The sequence below is a fragment of the Chromobacterium sp. ASV23 genome, assembly GCF_016428945.1.
Classification (GTDB): domain Bacteria; phylum Pseudomonadota; class Gammaproteobacteria; order Burkholderiales; family Chromobacteriaceae; genus Chromobacterium; species Chromobacterium sinusclupearum.
Genome location: NZ_JAELTR010000004.1, coordinates 1 through 13977 on the forward strand (window position 1 = coordinate 1; position 13977 = coordinate 13977).

15 protein-coding genes are annotated in these 13977 nt (G+C 65.9%); 7 read left to right on the forward strand and 8 right to left on the reverse strand.

The genetic code is table 11. From position 1 onward, the window contains the following. Positions 1 to 319, reverse strand: a 319-nt coding sequence (locus JHD59_RS02860; RefSeq protein ID WP_233163870.1) for a GDSL-type esterase/lipase family protein, incomplete at its 3' end; no start/stop codon positions are given. Between JHD59_RS02860 and JHD59_RS02865 the strand changes: the two genes are divergently transcribed. The 3 genes from JHD59_RS02865 to JHD59_RS02875 all read left to right on the forward strand — a co-directional run bounded on the left by JHD59_RS02865 (position 318) and on the right by JHD59_RS02875 (position 4290). Next, a complete protein-coding gene (locus JHD59_RS02865) occupies positions 318 to 1016 on the forward strand; it encodes an ABC transporter ATP-binding protein (protein WP_071109130.1) in 699 nt (232 codons plus the stop codon). The two genes, JHD59_RS02860 and JHD59_RS02865, sit on opposite strands and share 2 nt — an antisense overlap. Further along, positions 1013 to 3508: an ABC transporter permease gene (locus tag JHD59_RS02870; RefSeq protein WP_199153078.1), complete on the forward strand. Its 2496-nt coding sequence runs from the start codon at positions 1013 to 1015 to the stop codon at positions 3506 to 3508. Before JHD59_RS02865 ends, JHD59_RS02870 begins: the two co-directional genes overlap by 4 nt. A gap of 260 nt (positions 3509 to 3768) precedes the next feature. Then, complete coding sequence (locus tag JHD59_RS02875) at positions 3769 to 4290, forward strand: DUF2946 family protein (protein WP_199153079.1); 522 nt, start codon at positions 3769 to 3771, stop codon at positions 4288 to 4290. A gap of 65 nt (positions 4291 to 4355) precedes the next feature. On the opposite strand, the gene JHD59_RS02880 is transcribed toward JHD59_RS02875, so the two are convergent. The 7 genes from JHD59_RS02880 to JHD59_RS02910 form a co-directional block, all read right to left on the reverse strand. Further along, positions 4356 to 5615, reverse strand: coding sequence for an MFS transporter (locus JHD59_RS02880; protein WP_199153080.1), 1260 nt, complete (start codon positions 5613 to 5615; stop codon positions 4356 to 4358). A 9-nt stretch (positions 5616 to 5624) separates the two neighbouring features. Continuing rightward, a complete protein-coding gene (locus tag JHD59_RS02885) occupies positions 5625 to 6314 on the reverse strand; it encodes a FadR/GntR family transcriptional regulator (RefSeq protein WP_199153081.1) in 690 nt (229 codons plus the stop codon). A 74-nt stretch (positions 6315 to 6388) separates the two neighbouring features. After that, a complete protein-coding gene (gene fliD, locus JHD59_RS02890) occupies positions 6389 to 7867 on the reverse strand; it encodes a flagellar filament capping protein FliD (RefSeq protein ID WP_199153082.1) in 1479 nt (492 codons plus the stop codon). Positions 7868 to 8083: 216 nt separating this feature from the next. After that, positions 8084 to 8338 carry a hypothetical protein gene (locus JHD59_RS02895; protein ID WP_199153083.1) on the reverse strand — a complete coding sequence of 85 codons (255 nt, stop codon included), beginning with the start codon at positions 8336 to 8338 and terminating at the stop codon, positions 8084 to 8086. Positions 8339 to 8565: 227 nt separating this feature from the next. Then, on the reverse strand, positions 8566 to 9243 hold the full coding sequence (gene modB, locus JHD59_RS02900; RefSeq protein ID WP_199153084.1) for a molybdate ABC transporter permease subunit: 678 nt from the start codon (positions 9241 to 9243) through the stop codon (positions 8566 to 8568). After that, positions 9240 to 9968: a molybdate ABC transporter substrate-binding protein gene (modA, locus tag JHD59_RS02905; RefSeq protein WP_199153085.1), complete on the reverse strand. Its 729-nt coding sequence runs from the start codon at positions 9966 to 9968 to the stop codon at positions 9240 to 9242. Before modA ends, modB begins: the two co-directional genes overlap by 4 nt. A 57-nt stretch (positions 9969 to 10025) precedes the next feature. After that, positions 10026 to 10667: a hypothetical protein gene (locus JHD59_RS02910; RefSeq protein WP_199153086.1), complete on the reverse strand. Its 642-nt coding sequence runs from the start codon at positions 10665 to 10667 to the stop codon at positions 10026 to 10028. A 239-nt stretch (positions 10668 to 10906) separates the two neighbouring features. Here JHD59_RS02910 and mltG point away from each other — a divergent pair, with 239 nt between their 5' ends. The 4 genes from mltG to JHD59_RS02930 are packed head-to-tail and all read left to right on the forward strand — an operon-like array spanning position 10907 to position 13945. After that, positions 10907 to 11899, forward strand: coding sequence for an endolytic transglycosylase MltG (gene mltG, locus JHD59_RS02915; protein WP_199153087.1), 993 nt, complete (start codon positions 10907 to 10909; stop codon positions 11897 to 11899). After that, entirely contained in the window at positions 11896 to 12540 is a 645-nt protein-coding gene (tmk, locus tag JHD59_RS02920; RefSeq protein WP_199153088.1) for a dTMP kinase, read from the forward strand. The genes mltG and tmk overlap by 4 nt, the downstream gene beginning before the upstream one ends. Beyond that, positions 12540 to 13544, forward strand: coding sequence for a DNA polymerase III subunit delta' (locus JHD59_RS02925; protein WP_199153089.1), 1005 nt, complete (start codon positions 12540 to 12542; stop codon positions 13542 to 13544). The genes tmk and JHD59_RS02925 overlap by 1 nt, the downstream gene beginning before the upstream one ends. Positions 13545 to 13567: 23 nt before the next feature. Next, positions 13568 to 13945 (forward strand): PilZ domain-containing protein, encoded by a 378-nt coding sequence (locus tag JHD59_RS02930; protein ID WP_043621644.1) that lies wholly within the window; start codon positions 13568 to 13570, stop codon positions 13943 to 13945. Positions 13946 to 13977: the final 32 nt, after the last annotated feature.

A 13977-nucleotide genomic window follows, 5' to 3' on the forward strand; every position in this document is an offset into this window, starting at 1 on the left:
GTCGCATCTCGGCCATCGGCAGGCCGCGCAGGCCGTCGTTGGCGCCCAGCTCCAGCACCAGCACGTCGGGTTTGTGGCGGGACAGCGCATCTGGCAGCCGGGACAGGCCGCCGGCGCTGGTTTCACCGGAGATGCTGGCGTTGACCACCTTATGGCGCGGCGCCAGCTCGCGCGACAGCAGCGTGACCCAGCCTTGATTCGGCGCCAGGCCATAGCCGGCCGACAGGCTGTCGCCGAATACCAGCACGGTGGCGGCGAGGGCGGGCAGCTGCCATAGCAGCAACAAGGGGAAAAGCATCTTGCAGACGATTGAACGCATGAACGATCCAGTGAAAAAGACGGCGGTGCTGGCCGCCAATGGTTTGGCCAAGCAAGTCCACTTTCGCGGCGATGTGCTGCACATCCTGCGCAGCGCGACGCTGACATTGTATCCCGGCGAGAGCGTGGCCATCGTCGGCACTTCCGGTTCCGGCAAGTCCACGCTGCTGTCCTTGCTGGCCGGGCTGGATCATCCCAGCGATGGCGAGGTGGCGCTGTTCGGCAAGCCGTTGTCGCGGCTCAGCGAGGATGCTCGCGCGCTGCTGCGGCGCGACAAAGTCGGCTTCGTGTTCCAGAACTTCCAGCTGATGCCGCAACTGACGGCGCTGGAAAACGTCATGCTGCCACTGGAGCTGGCCGGACGCAACGACGCGCGCGAGGCTGCGCGGCAGATGCTGGAGCGGGTGGGGCTGGCGGCGCGGCTGGGCCACTATCCGCGCCATCTGTCCGGCGGCGAGCAGCAGCGCGTGGCGCTGGCGCGCGCCTTCGTCATCCATCCCGGACTGCTGTTCGCCGACGAACCCACCGGCAACCTCGATCCGCAAACCGGCCGCCAGATCATCGACCTGCTGTTCCAGTTGAATGCCGAGCAGGGCACCGCGCTGGTGCTGGTGACGCACGACAACGAGCTGGCCAGCCGCTGCGACGCCATCTACCGGCTGGTGGACGGCAAGCTGAACGGAGCGCGCGCGGCATGACCCTGCTCGGACGCTTCCGCCTGGTGACCCGCTTCATCCGCCGCGAACTGGCCGCCGGCGAGCTGACGATACTCGGCCTGGCCCTGCTAGTGGCGGTGGCGGCGATGAGCAGCGTCGCCTTTTTCTCCGACCGGGTGGAGAAAGCGCTGACCACACAGGCTACCCAGCTGCTGGCGGCCGACCTGGTGCTCAGCGGCAATCAGCCGGCGTCGGACGCGATACGCGCCGAAGCGCGGCGGCGCGGCCTGCAGACGGCCGACAACATCACCTTCCCGTCCATGGCCTTCGCCGGCGGCCAGGCCACGCTGGCGCAGTACAAGGCAGTCAGCGCCGGCTACCCCTTGCGCGGCGAGACCACCGTGAGGCTGGCGGACGGCAGTGAACAGAGCGGCCAGCTGCAGCCGGCGCCGGGCAGCGCCTGGGCCGACGCGCGGCTGATCGGGCGGCTCAAGCTGAAGCTCGGCGATGAGATCGGCGTCGGCAATGCCCGGCTCAAGCTGTCCGGCGTCATCGTGCGCGAGCCGGACGGCAGCATGGATATCTACAACTTCATTCCACGGCTGATCTTCAACAGCGCGGATCTGCCGGCCACCGGACTGGTGCAGGAAGGCAGCCGCATCCGCTGGCGCCTGCTGTTTGCCGGCGAGGATCGCCAGATCGCCGATTTCCGCGGCTGGCTGCGCCAGCACAAGCCCAAGGGCACGCGGCTGGAGAATGTGGAAGAAATGCGGCCGGAAATCCGCACTGGCCTGGAGCGCGCGCGCCGCTTCCTGGGCCTGACCGCCATGCTGACGGTGGCGCTGGCCGCGGCGGCGGTCGCCCTGGTGGTGCGCCGCTATCTGCAGCGGCACTGGCAGCAGGTGGCGGTGCTGCGCTGTCTGGGCCTGGGCTCCGGAGAGGTGTGGGGGCTGTTCGTCAGCCTGTTCCTGCTGCTGGGCGCGCTGGCTGGCCTGCTGGGCACGCTGGCGGGCTTTGCCGTGCAGCTGGGCCTGATGCGGCTGTTCAGCGGCTATGTCGGCGAGGTGTTGCCGGACCCGGGCTGGCTGCCATGGCTGATCGGTCCGCTGGCCTCGCTGCTGTTGCTGGCAGGCCTGGCGCTGCCGCCTCTGATGGGCATACGCGATGTTTCCCCGGCCGCCGTGCTGCGCAATGAGTTGCCGCCGACGCGGCAAGGCGTGGTGGCGCCGGTGCTGGCGCTGGCCACGCTGCTGGGGCTGGCGTCGTGGCAGGTGGGCGAATGGACGCTGGCCGCCTGGCTGCTGTTGGCGATGCTGGGTTTCCTCGCCGTGTCCGGCGGGCTGGCGATGGGGCTGGTGCTGCTGATGCGCCGGCTGCCGCGCGGCGGCCAGATAGGCTGGCGCTTCGGCATCGCCAATATGGCGCGGCGGCGCTGGCTGGCCGTGCTGCAAATCGCCTCGCTATCGGTGGGGCTGATGGCCTTGCTGACGCTGACCGTGGTGCGCGACGACCTGATCGGCGCCTGGCAGCGCAGCGTGCCGGCGGACGCGCCCAACAAGTTTGTCATCAATATTCAGGGCAATCAGCTGGATGACGTGCGCGACGCTTTTGCCGTGGAAGGCCGGCCGCAGCCGGAGCTGTCGCCCATGGTGCGCGCGCGGCTGATCGCCATCAATGAGCAGCCGGTGCGGCCGGCCGCGTATGATAGCGAGCAGGCGCGCCGTCTGGCCGAGCGCGAGTTCAATCTGTCCTGGCGCGCCGAGCTGCCGCCGGGCAACCAGGTGGTGTCCGGCAAATGGTGGGAAGACGGCAAGCGGGTGAAGCCGCAGTTCTCAGTGGAGCGCGGCCTGGCCAATACCCTGGGCATCCGGCTGGGCGACACGCTGGCCTTTGATCTGGCCGGCACTACCTACCGCGCCAAGGTGACCAGCCTGCGCGAAGTGCCGTGGGACAGCTTCCGCGTCAATTTCTTCGTGATCGGCACGCCGGGGCAGTTCCGCCAGCAGCCGGCCAGCTGGATCACCAGCTTCCGGCTGGCGCCCGCCGACGAGGCCTTTGCCGACCGGCTGGTGCAGCGCTTCCCCAATTTGACGGTGATCGACGTCGGCAGCATCCTGGCCGAAGTCCGGGCGATGGTGGACAAGCTGACGCGGGCCATCGAGGCGATGTTCCTGTTGGCGCTGGCGGCCGGCGTGCTGGTGCTGTGGGCCTCCTTGACCGCGACCCGCGACGAGCGGCTGGCCGACATCGGCCTGATGCGGGCTCTTGGCGCGTCGCGCGCGCAGGTACGACGCGTGGTGCTGGCCGAATTGATCTGGCTGGGCGCGGTGTCCGGCCTGCTGGCGGCGCTGGGCGCGATGGGCATAGGCGTGCTGGCGGCGGTCAAGCTGTTTTCCTTGCCGCTGTTGTTGAACTGGTGGCTGCTGCCGATAGGCATGGCCAGCGGCGTGCTGGTGGTGACGCTGGCGGGGTGGCCGCTGGTGGGCAAGGTGACGCGCACGCCGCCGCTGACGGTTTTGCGGGCCATTGCTTAAGCAGCTGGTAAACCACCGCTGCTTGGGGCTGTTGACGTTTGGTGAGCGGTCGCGCCGGGATGCATTTTGCGACGAATCGAGGCGTTTCGCGCGCCGCATAGTCATTCTCTGCCAGCGCGGAACAACGAAGAGTCGGCGCGAAAGGCGCCCGGCCCTGCGGGTTTGGCGGAGCGCAAACGCGATCCACTCACAAAACGTCAACAGCCCCTAGGGCAAACGATGGATAATGAACAAGCGGGGCCACCCGCGGGAGGAGAACGATGGACGCAATAGTATTGGCCGCAATGGCCAAATGGCCCAATGTGCCGGCGGTATTCGGCTGGCTTAGGCTGGACGCGCGCGGGCAGTGGTGGATCAAGGATGAGCGGCTGCAGCACGAGGGCATGGCGGAGTTCTTCAACCGCAACTACAGCCGCGACGGGCAGGGGCGCTGCTATGTGCAGAACGGCCCGCAGAAAGTGTACGTGACGCTGGACGCCGCTCCGCTGGTTGCCAGGCGCACGCCCAAGGGATGGAGCACGCAGCCCTACGACGACGATGTGCCGGCGCGCTCGGCCTGGCTGACGCCGGATGGCGTGCTGCTGCTGGAAATCGGCGGCGAGCTGGCCGTGGTGGACGATCGCGATCTGCCGTCGCTGCTGGATGAAGGCTTGCCGGGCTGGGATGGCGACATGGCGGCGCTGCCTACGACGCTGAAGCTGGCCGAAGCCGTGCTGCCGCTGGCGAGCGAAACCTTGCCGGTGCTGCAATCGCGCTATGGCATCGTCGCGCGGCCCAAGTGAGGGGATGGCCGCCGCAAGACAAAGCCCGCCTGATGGCGGGCTTTGTCATGGCGGGATCGCTCCGGTCAGATGGGCTCGGCTTTGACGCCCACCAGCCGCTTGCGGCCGGCCATCATGCCCACGCTGAACGCCGCCGCGGCGATCAGGCTGAACAGCAGCGCCAGCGGCCACGTCGCATGGCTATGGCTGCGGATCAGGCCGACGGCGAACGGGCCAAGCGAGGCCAGCATATAACCTATGCCCTGCGCCATGCCGGACAGGTGAGCCGCCACATGTTGATCCGGCGAGCGGTGCGCAAGCAGGCTCAGCGCGGTGCTGAACAGGCCGCCTTGGCCGAAGCCGAGCAGCACCGCCCACAAAACCAGGCTGTCGGTGGGCGCGTACAGCATGCCCAAGAGGCCGCTGATCACCATCAGCAGGGTGGCGACAATGGGCGGGCGCTGGTTGCGGCAGCGATGCGCCAGCATCGGCACTAACAGCGAGGCCGGCACCTGCACCATGGTGGACAGCGACAGCATCAGGCCGCCCTGCATCGGCGTCAGGCCGCGGTCGATCAGAATGGACGGCAGCCAGCCGAACACGATATAGGCCAGCGACGATTGCAGGCCCATGAACAAGGTAACCTGCCAGGCCAGCGGATCGCGCAACAGGCCGCGCACCTGCCACTGGCCCTGTGCCGCGGCGTGGCGGGTATTCAGCTGCGGCCACCATACCGCCAGCGCCAGCACGGCCGGCAGCGCCCACAGCGCCAGCGCCGGCCGCCAGTCATGGTCGAAATGCTCGGCCACCGGCACAGTGAAGCCGGCCGCCAGCGCCGCGCCCAGGCACAAGGCCATGGTGTAGACGCCGGTCATCAAGCCGGCGCGGCTGGCGAAGTCGCGCTTGACGATGCCCGGCAGCAGCACGCCTATCACGCCGATGGCGGCGCCGGCCAAAGCCGAGCCGGCAAACAGGCCGAAGGTGCCAAACACGGTGCGCAGCACGATGCCGGCGGCCAGCGCCATCAGCACCAGCGCGATGGTTTTCTCGCTGCCCAGCCTGCGGGCCAGGTGCGGCGCCAGCGGGCCGAACAGCCCTAAGCAGGCCACCGGCAGCGTGGTCAGCAGGCCGGCCAGCGTCGGCGTCAGGCCAGTGTCGCGGCTGACCATGCCCAGCACCGGCGCCAGGCTGGACAGCGCCGGGCGCAGGTTGAGGCCTACCAGCACCAATCCCAACAGCAGCAACAGCGTGCGGACGCGGCTGCCCTCCAGTGCGGCGGCAGGCGTGTCGTCGTCGATCAGCAGTTCATCGGCGATCGGTTTGGACCGATTCGTGTTCTCTTGCATGGTGCTTCCTTATCGTTGCTTGTGCAGCAGCCGGTCCAGCGTGGCCAGCAGCGGACGGGTGATGGCGGCGGCGGCCTGGCCGGCATGTTCCGGCTTGCGGTCGCGTATGGCCTCATAGATGGCGGCATGGGCGGCGAAGCCCGGGTCGGGCAGGGCCTCGTCGCGTATCGAGTCCTGCACGCTCTGCAGCACCGCGTCGGAGAAGTAGCGGTACAGGCTGGCCAGCGCCTGGTTGCCGCAGGCGTCGGCGATGGCAACGTGGAATTCCAGGTCGCGCTCGGCATAGCGTTCCGGCGTTTCGCCATCCTGCGGCCGCAGCTGCTCCAGCGTAGCGGCGATTCGGGCCAGTTCGCCTGGTCCGGCGCGTTCCGCCGCCAGTCTGGCCGCGCTTTCTTCCAGCAGGCAGCGCACCTCCAGGTGTTCGCGCAGGCTGGCGCGGCTGATGGAGCGCATCGCCTCGCCGGGATTGATCACGGCGCGCACATAAGTGCCATCGCCCTGTCGCACTTCCAGCAGGCCTGCGTACAGCAGCACGCGAATCGCTTCGCGCACGGTGTTGCGGCTGATGCCGAGTTCCTCGGCCAGCTCAGGCTCCGTTGGCATGCGGCTGCCCAGCGGCCAGCGGCCGGCGGCGAGTTGTTGGCTCAGATTTTCCAACGCGATGTCGACTAGCGAGCGTTTGGCGGCGGCGGGGAGCATAGGGCGTGTCCAATACATCCAATCATCCGATGAATTGTAACGCGAAAAACGCCGTCGATGAAAGCGGGGGGAACTCAGGCAGTGGCGGAGAAACTACCGGATGTGGACAGGCCCAGCCCTTGGCCGACCAGCAGCGACTCCAGCGCGTAAGGCGCGCCGATCGAGTAAATCAAAGCATAGGTGGCAAGGCCGCTGATCTGCTGGGCCGTCAGAGCTGAATTGCTGGAGGGGTAGCTCAGCAGGTTTTGCAGATTGTAGGGGAAGGTGTTGTTGGGCAAGGGGGATTGCGCGCTCAACTGGTTGCTAATGTCCTGGTCCTGCAGCGAGTTCATTTCCTGCACGATGGAGCCATTGCCGTAAGAGGCGAAGCTGTTGGACAGCGTGTTCAAGGCCTGGGCAGCGGTGTATACCAGATTGGCGGTGCCGGTGGAGTCGCTATTGTAGGCGGTTTGCAGCGAGTTGACGTCAAGAGTCAGCGAACCGCCCAGGCCGTACTGGCTGGGGGATTGGTAGTTCAGGCCGATCTGGCTGAGACTCGTCAGCAGCGAGCTGCCATTGCTGAAAGTGTTTTGTACTTCCTGGTTCAGCAGCAGGGGCAATTGCGTGGCAATCGGATCCGTTTGCAGGGTGGCGCCGTTGCCTAGCAACCCATTAATGCCGTTCTGCACGGTATTGAAAGCATTGGATAGTGCCTGCGCGTTGCTGTTGAGCTGCCCAAAGTCCACATTGACCGAAATAGTGCTGCTGCCGGTGGTCAGTAGATTGGCCGACACGTTGCTACCGAGCTGAATGCCCAGGTTGCTGCTGCTGGAGGCCGATGCGCCATTGACCGTATAGCTGGCATTCAGAGCGCTTTGGGTTTGCGTCAGATTCTGGCCGCTGCCGACTGCCAGCGTCTGGTCGAATGCCAACCTAGACAGGCCGTTCTGGTCTGTGTTGTTGCCGTCGTTGTCGCTGACCGTGATGCGGAAATCGTTACCGGTTCCCGTGTTGGCTGAGCTGAACTGCAACTGGTAGGCGCCCGATGCGTTCTGGATCACATTGGCCACTACGCCGGTATTGGCGCCGTTGACGGCGCTGGCGATGCCGGACAGGGTGCCGTTGGTGATGCTGACCGTCACCGGGGTGTCGTTCGGGGTGAAGCCGGTGGCCGAGGTGGGGCTGGTGTAGGCATAGCTGCCGGTGGTGATGGTCAGGCTGCCGGTGCCCACCGAGGTGCTGCTGGTGTCGGGCAAGGTAAAGCTGGTAATGGCGCTTTGGGATTGCGCCAGTTGCGATACCGTCAGCTGATAATTGGCGTTCTGCGCGCCGGTGGAGGTGCTGACGCTGGCTACAGCAGGATTGCTGCTGGTGGCGGTGCCGCCGCCATACTGGATGGCTGGGGCATAAATCTGCTGCAGGCTGCTTTGGAAAGTGTTCAGCACGGATAATAACTGGCCCAGGCCCGATAGCTCGACCTGGATGGGGTCGGTGGAGCTGGCGCCATTGGCCGCGCTGCTGCTGGCATTGCTTGCCGAGCCAAGTAGCAGGCCGCCAGACAATAAACTGCTCAAGTTCGGCAGCAAACTGTCGAAAGACGAGAGAGTAGAGTTGTATCCTGACAGGGAGTTCATCGCCAATACGCGCAAGCCATGCCTTGTACAAGTGTAGACCATTGTCGCCAAGTCATTGGCGACTAAGTGGTTTTTTGCGTGCCGCCCGTGGTTTGCTTGCTTGGCGCAGTAAAAACGGCATGGCCTTGGCCATGCCGTTTCGATTGTGGCGGGGGCTTACTTGGCCATCGCATCCTTCACGCATTTCTTGGTAAAACTTTGCTTGGCGGCGCCGGCCAGTTTTTTGTCGGCGGCCTTGGCGTCGCAGCTGGCCTGTGCGGCGGCGGTGTCTTTCTCGCACTTCTTCAGGAAGCTTTGTTTGGCGGCGCCGGCCAATTTCTTTTCGGCGGCCTTGGCGTCGCAGGCGGCGTCGGCCAGCGCTAGGTTGGCGCTGAACAGGGCGAGGACGGCAAGAAGCAGGGGTTTGCGCATGTTTCTATCTCCGGAGTGAATGCCCGTTTCAAGGGCTAAGTCTAGGGGCTGTTGACGTTTGGTGAGCGGTCGCGCCGGGATGCATTTTGCACCGAATCGAGGCGTTTCGCGCGCCGCATAGTCATTCTCTGCCAGCGCGGAACAACGAAGAGTCGGCGCGAAAGGCGCCCGGCCCTGCGGGTTTGGCGTAGCTCAAACGCGATCCACTCACCAAACGTCAACAGCCCCTAGTGTTCCGCGTTTTTCTGTCTGGCGTTCAGCCAGTAGACCAGCGACAGGGCCGCCAGCGAGAACAGCAACAGCATCAGCGCCAATTGATGGGCTGAGGCGTAGTCGGCTTGCTCAACCTGATTGTACAGCGCGATCGATATCACCCGGGTTACGCCGTCAATATTGCCGCCTATCATCAGCACCACGCCGAACTCGCCTACGGTATGGGCAAAACCCAGGCAGGCGGCGCTGAGCACGCCGGTGCGGCAGGATGGCAGGATCACGTGGCGCATCCGCTGCCAGGCCCCGGCGCCCAATAGCAGGGCGCTTTCCAGCTCTTCCTGCCGCACCGCGCGGAAGCTGGCCAGCAGCGGTTGCAGCACGAAGGGCAGCGAGTACAGCACCGAAGCGATCACCAGGCCGGCAAAGGTGAAGGCCAGGCCGGGCAGGCCTAGCGACGAGGTCAGCCAGCCTACCGGCCCATGAGGGCCGAAGGCCAGCAGCAGATAGAAGCCCAGCACGGTGGGGGGCAGCACCAGGGGCAGCATGGCTGCCGCCTCCGCCAGCGGCCGCAGCCGCGAACTGCCGCGCGCCAGCCACCAGGCAAGCGGGATGCACAACGCCAGCAGCAGCAAGGTGCTGATGCCGGCCAGGCGCAAAGTCAGCGCGATGGCGCTCCAGTCTTGCGAGGTCACGGTTTGAAGCGGTAGCCGGCCTGAGCCATCAACGCGCGCGCCTGTTCGCCCTTCAGGAAAGCCATCAGCGCGCCGGCTGCCGGCGTGGGCTTGATCTGCAGCGCATCCTGGCGGATGGGTTGATGCAGTTTTTCCGGCACCAGCCAGTAATGGCTGTGTATGCCTTGTTCCAATAGTTGCGAATAGGCGACAAAGGCGAAGTCGGCCCCGCCGACCTGGGCGAACTGCATGGTCTGGCCGATATTGTCGCCGGTCAGCAGCTTGGGCTTGACCGCGGCGTCCAGCTTCAGCGCGGCCAAGGTTTCCATCGCGGCGCGGCCATATGGCGCGGTGGTTGGGTTGGCCACCGCCAGCTTGTTGAAGTCGCCGCGGCGCAGCGCGCCCTCGCCGGCGTCGTCGCGCTGCTTGCTCCACAGCGCCAGCTGGCCATAGGCATAAGTGAACTGGCTGGACGGCACGCCTACGCCGGCTTTCGCCAGCTCGGTCGGCCGCTCGTCGTCGGCGGACAGAAACACGTCGAATGGCGCGCCTTGGCGAATCTGCGCCGCCAGCTTGCCGGAGGCGCCCGCGCTGACCTTGATGTCATGGCCGGTGGCGGCCTTGAAGGCGACGGCGATCTTGTCCAGCGTTTGCTGGAAATTGCTGGCCACCGCCACCGTGACCGTATCGGCCAGGACGATGGGGGAGAGGAACAGGCAAAGCACGGCGAGGCGAAGGCGCGGCATGGCGGATTCCAAGGTTTCTGTTGAGCTGCCTGTCATTATGCCGCCAAGCAGCGCATGCTAGCCAGCGGCCAAGGCGCTTTCGCCCGCTTGCAGCAAGCGCGGCCAGTCGCAGGCCAGCAAGGCCTGCCAGCTGCCGGCTTGCGATGGTTCCGGCGGCAGCCGCACGTCCAGCAGATTGACGCCGCCGCCCAGCAGTTCTCCGCTTTGCGCATCGGACAGCTGAACCACGCTGGCCACTTGTTCCAGATAGGGCGCGATGCCGCTCAGCAAGGGCGAGCGGGCATCGATGGTGCGCGGCGGGCGCAGGAAGGGCGGCGGCGCGCCGATGTCGACCAGATAGCCGCGCACCGCGAGGCGCATCCGCATGACACCCGGCCCGGCTTCCTGCGCCAGCGGCATCTCCGGCAGCCAGGCGTGCAGCAGCGTCTGCAGCCGCAGGTTCAGCCCGTTGCCCAGCGCGGTGGCTGTCAATTGCCAGCGGCCATTGACGTTATGGTTCAGCAACCAGATCGGCTCCAGCAGCAGCGAACCGTAGCTCGCCAGCCGCGGCGCGGTTTCGTGGCAGATGAATTGCCGTTTGTCCCGTCCTTGCTGGAATGGCAGCGGCGTGGCGCCTTCCGGACGGCCGCGGGTCCGGCTGATCCGGCACAATTCGTTCCAGGCGACCAGCGCGCATCCTAGATTGAAGAAAGGTTTCATTTCGGGCCGTGCTCGCAGTGGTTAAGATGGCCGGTCGTGGGGGCGACGCGGCGGCGCCTGCCGAAACGGCATGCTGTCAGCTGGAAAATAGGCAAAACCGCGGCGCTTGCTGTTGATGTGGGACAAACTATGAGAATTCCGGCGCGATGGGCCTGTCATGTCGGACAGGGCTGCTTGCTGGTATGATTCCGCCTTTGCCGCCTGGACGGCTGTGAAACCGATCATCGTTGCTGAGCCTTATGAAAAGATTACCCGGCATTCTGTTGTTGCTCCTGTTGTGCGCCATCGGCTGGCTGGGCTGGGCCGCGCTGATGCCGGTATCGCTGCCGGATGCCGGCTACCGGCTGCTGGTCGGACCTAACCGCACCATGAAGCAGATCGCCCGCACGCTGGGCGAGGATGGCGCAGTCCGCAGCCCGCAGTTGCTGGTGGCGCTGGCGCGGCTGTCCGGCTCGGACCGCAAGATCAAGGCCGGCCTCTATCGTTTCCAGGGGCCGCAATCGCTGCTCGACGTGTTGCAGAGGCTGCGCGAAGGGCGGCCGGACGAGGCCAGCCTGACCACGATTGAAGGCTGGACCTTCCGCCAGTTCCGCCAGGCGATAGACCGCAGCCCGGACTTGAGCCATGACGCTCAGAAGCTCAGCGACGCCGAATTGATGAGCAAGCTGGGCCTGCCGGGCGCGGACCCGGAGGGCTTGTTCTTCCCCAGCACCTATCTGTTCACGCCGGGCGCGTCCGATATGGATCTGTATCGCCTGTCGTTCGAGAAAATGCAGCAGCAACTGTCTGCGGCCTGGGAATCGCGCAAGCCTAATCTGCCCTACCGCACGCCGTACGAGATGCTGATCATGGCCAGCCTGATCGAAAAGGAAACCGCCAACGAGCTGGACCGGCCCATGGTGGCATCGGTCTTCGTCAACCGGCTGAAGCTGGGCATGCGGCTGCAGACCGACCCCTCGGTGATCTACGGCATGGGCGACCGCTACCAGGGCAATATCGGCAAGGCGGACCTGCGCCGCGATACCCCGTACAATACCTATACCCGCGCCGGCCTGACGCCGACGCCGATCGCGCTGCCTAGCCGGGCCGCGCTGTATGCCGCCGCCCAGCCGGCGGAGTCCACCGCGCTGTATTTCGTCGCCCGCGGCGACGGCAGTTCGCAGTTTTCCAGCACCCTGGAAGAGCACAACCAGGCGGTGCGCAAGTACATCCTGAAGAAAGGCAAGCAATGAGCAGTCAGCAGCAGGCCCCGCGCGGCCGATTCATCACGCTTGAGGGCATAGACGGCGCAGGCAAGAGCACCCATCTGGCCTTCATCCGCGATTGGCTGGCTGGCCATGCCATCGAGGCGGTGTTCACGCGCGAACCCGGCGGCACGCCGCTGGGCGAAAAGATCCGCGAGCTGCTGCTGGCGCCGGAAACCCTCGTCTCGCTGGACGCGGAGGCGCTGCTGGCCTTCGCTTCGCGCCAGCAGCACATCGCCGATGTGATCGAGCCGGCGCTGTGCGCCGGACGCTGGCTGGTGTCGGACCGGTTCACCGATTCCACCTACGCCTTCCAGGGCGGTGGCCGCGGCGTGTCGTTCGAACGCATCGGCGTTCTGGAGGACTGGGTGCAGCGCGGCTTGCAGCCGGACCTGACATTGCTGTTCGACCTGCCGCTGGAAGTGGCCGCCGGACGCATGGCCGGGACCCGCCAACTGGACCGCTTCGAACAGGAAGCCGCCGATTTCCATCAGCGCGTGCGCGAGGCCTATCTGCGGCGGGCGGATAGCGAGCCGCAGCGCTTCGCGGTGCTGGATTCCAGCCGCGGCATCGCCGAGATTCAGGCCGATATCGCCGGCCATCTGCAAAAACTGCTGGAGCGCGGCTGATGCTGTACCCGTGGCAGAGCGAAGACTGGCAGCGGCTGAACGCCGAGCGCGAACGGATGCCCGGCGCCTGGCTGCTGACCGGCGGCGCCGGCATCGGCAAGCTGGCCTTCGCCGAGCATCTGGCACAGTCCCTGCTGTGCGAAAACCCTGGCGCGGGGCATCAGCCTTGCGGCCAGTGCCAGGCCTGCCGCTGGTTCGCCAGCGGCACCCATCCGGATTTTCGCCGCCTGTCTCCATTCTCCGATGAAGACGAGGAGGGCAAGGAGAGCAAAAGCACCCGCAAGCTGCCGCAAATCAAGATAGAGGCGGTGCGCGAGGTGATCGACTTTGCGCACCTGACCGCTCATCGCGCCGGACGACGCGTGATCCTGGTGGAGCCGGCAGAGAACCTGAACCTGGCCGCCGCCAACGCCTTGCTGAAAATCTTGGAGGAGCCGCCGGAGGCGGTGCTGTTCCTGTTGGTATCGCATGCGCCGCAACGCTTGCTGCCCACCATCCGCAGCCGCTGCCGCCAGTTTGCGCTGACCCGTCCGGCCGAGGCTGCCGCGCTGGCCTGGCTGAGGGAGCAGGGCATTGCCAACGCCGAGGTGGAGCTGGCGCACAACGGCGGCGCGCCGCTGTTCGATCACGATCCGGATTTGGCGGCGCTGCGCGCCCAGTTCGTCCGCGGCTTGGGGCAGCCTAGCTTCGCCGGCATGCTGCAACTGGCCGAGCTGGTGGACAAGAACAAGCAGTTGTCGCTGCTGCAGCCCTTGTCCTGGCTGCAGAAATGGCTGCATGACCTGGCCGCGCTGTGCCTGGCCGGCCGGCTCCGCTATTATCCGGATCAGGAGCGCGCGCTGTCCGCGCTGGCGGCGCGCTGCGACACGACGCAACTGATGGCCTGCCAGAGAGGCTTGACCGAGCTGGCGCCGTTTGCGCAACATACGCTGAATAACCGCCTGCAGCTGGAGGCGGTGCTGATGGACTATCTGAAGATCTTCGCCGGCGCCAAGGCCGGTTAAAGACGGAGAGGGCAAGCCCCGCTATGGACGCCGCGAATTCTCGGCCGGATCTGACCAACCCCAATCGCCCTGGCGTGCTGTCGCTGCACATCAAGGAGCGCAGCGCGCTGTTCGCCGCCTATATGCCCTTCGTCCGCAATGGCGGCATTTTCATCCCCACCAGCAAGGAAATGCAGCTGGGCGAGGAAGTGTTCCTGTTGCTCACGCTGATGGACGATCCGCAACGCATCGCAGTGCAGGCCAAGGTGGTGTGGATCACGCCCAGCGGCGCCAACAACAGCCGGGTGCAGGGCGTAGGCGTGGAATTCGTTTCAGGCGACGCCGGCAAGCAAGCCAAGGACAAGATCGAAACGCTGCTGGGCGGCGTGCTCAATTCCAGCCGCCCCACGCACACGATGTAACGCGGCCGCGCGGCAAGGCGGTCCGCCGGCAT

What these genes read in the sequence shown, in the direction of transcription:
- JHD59_RS02865 (WP_071109130.1), top strand. Translation starts at nt 318, where the DNA reads ATGAACGATCCAGTGAAAAAGACGGCGGTGCTGGCCGCCAATGGTTTG.
- JHD59_RS02870 (WP_199153078.1), top strand. Translation starts at nt 1,013, where the DNA reads ATGACCCTGCTCGGACGCTTCCGCCTGGTGACCCGCTTCATCCGCCGC.
- JHD59_RS02875 (WP_199153079.1), top strand. Translation starts at nt 3,769, where the DNA reads ATGGACGCAATAGTATTGGCCGCAATGGCCAAATGGCCCAATGTGCCG.
- JHD59_RS02880 (WP_199153080.1), bottom strand. Translation starts at nt 5,615, where the DNA reads ATGCAAGAGAACACGAATCGGTCCAAACCGATCGCCGATGAACTGCTG.
- JHD59_RS02885 (WP_199153081.1), bottom strand. Translation starts at nt 6,314, where the DNA reads ATGCTCCCCGCCGCCGCCAAACGCTCGCTAGTCGACATCGCGTTGGAA.
- JHD59_RS02895 (WP_199153083.1), bottom strand. Translation starts at nt 8,338, where the DNA reads ATGCGCAAACCCCTGCTTCTTGCCGTCCTCGCCCTGTTCAGCGCCAAC.
- modA (WP_199153085.1), bottom strand. Translation starts at nt 9,968, where the DNA reads ATGCCGCGCCTTCGCCTCGCCGTGCTTTGCCTGTTCCTCTCCCCCATC.
- JHD59_RS02910 (WP_199153086.1), bottom strand. Translation starts at nt 10,667, where the DNA reads ATGAAACCTTTCTTCAATCTAGGATGCGCGCTGGTCGCCTGGAACGAA.
- mltG (WP_199153087.1), top strand. Translation starts at nt 10,907, where the DNA reads ATGAAAAGATTACCCGGCATTCTGTTGTTGCTCCTGTTGTGCGCCATC.
- tmk (WP_199153088.1), top strand. Translation starts at nt 11,896, where the DNA reads ATGAGCAGTCAGCAGCAGGCCCCGCGCGGCCGATTCATCACGCTTGAG.
- JHD59_RS02925 (WP_199153089.1), top strand. Translation starts at nt 12,540, where the DNA reads ATGCTGTACCCGTGGCAGAGCGAAGACTGGCAGCGGCTGAACGCCGAG.
- JHD59_RS02930 (WP_043621644.1), top strand. Translation starts at nt 13,568, where the DNA reads ATGGACGCCGCGAATTCTCGGCCGGATCTGACCAACCCCAATCGCCCT.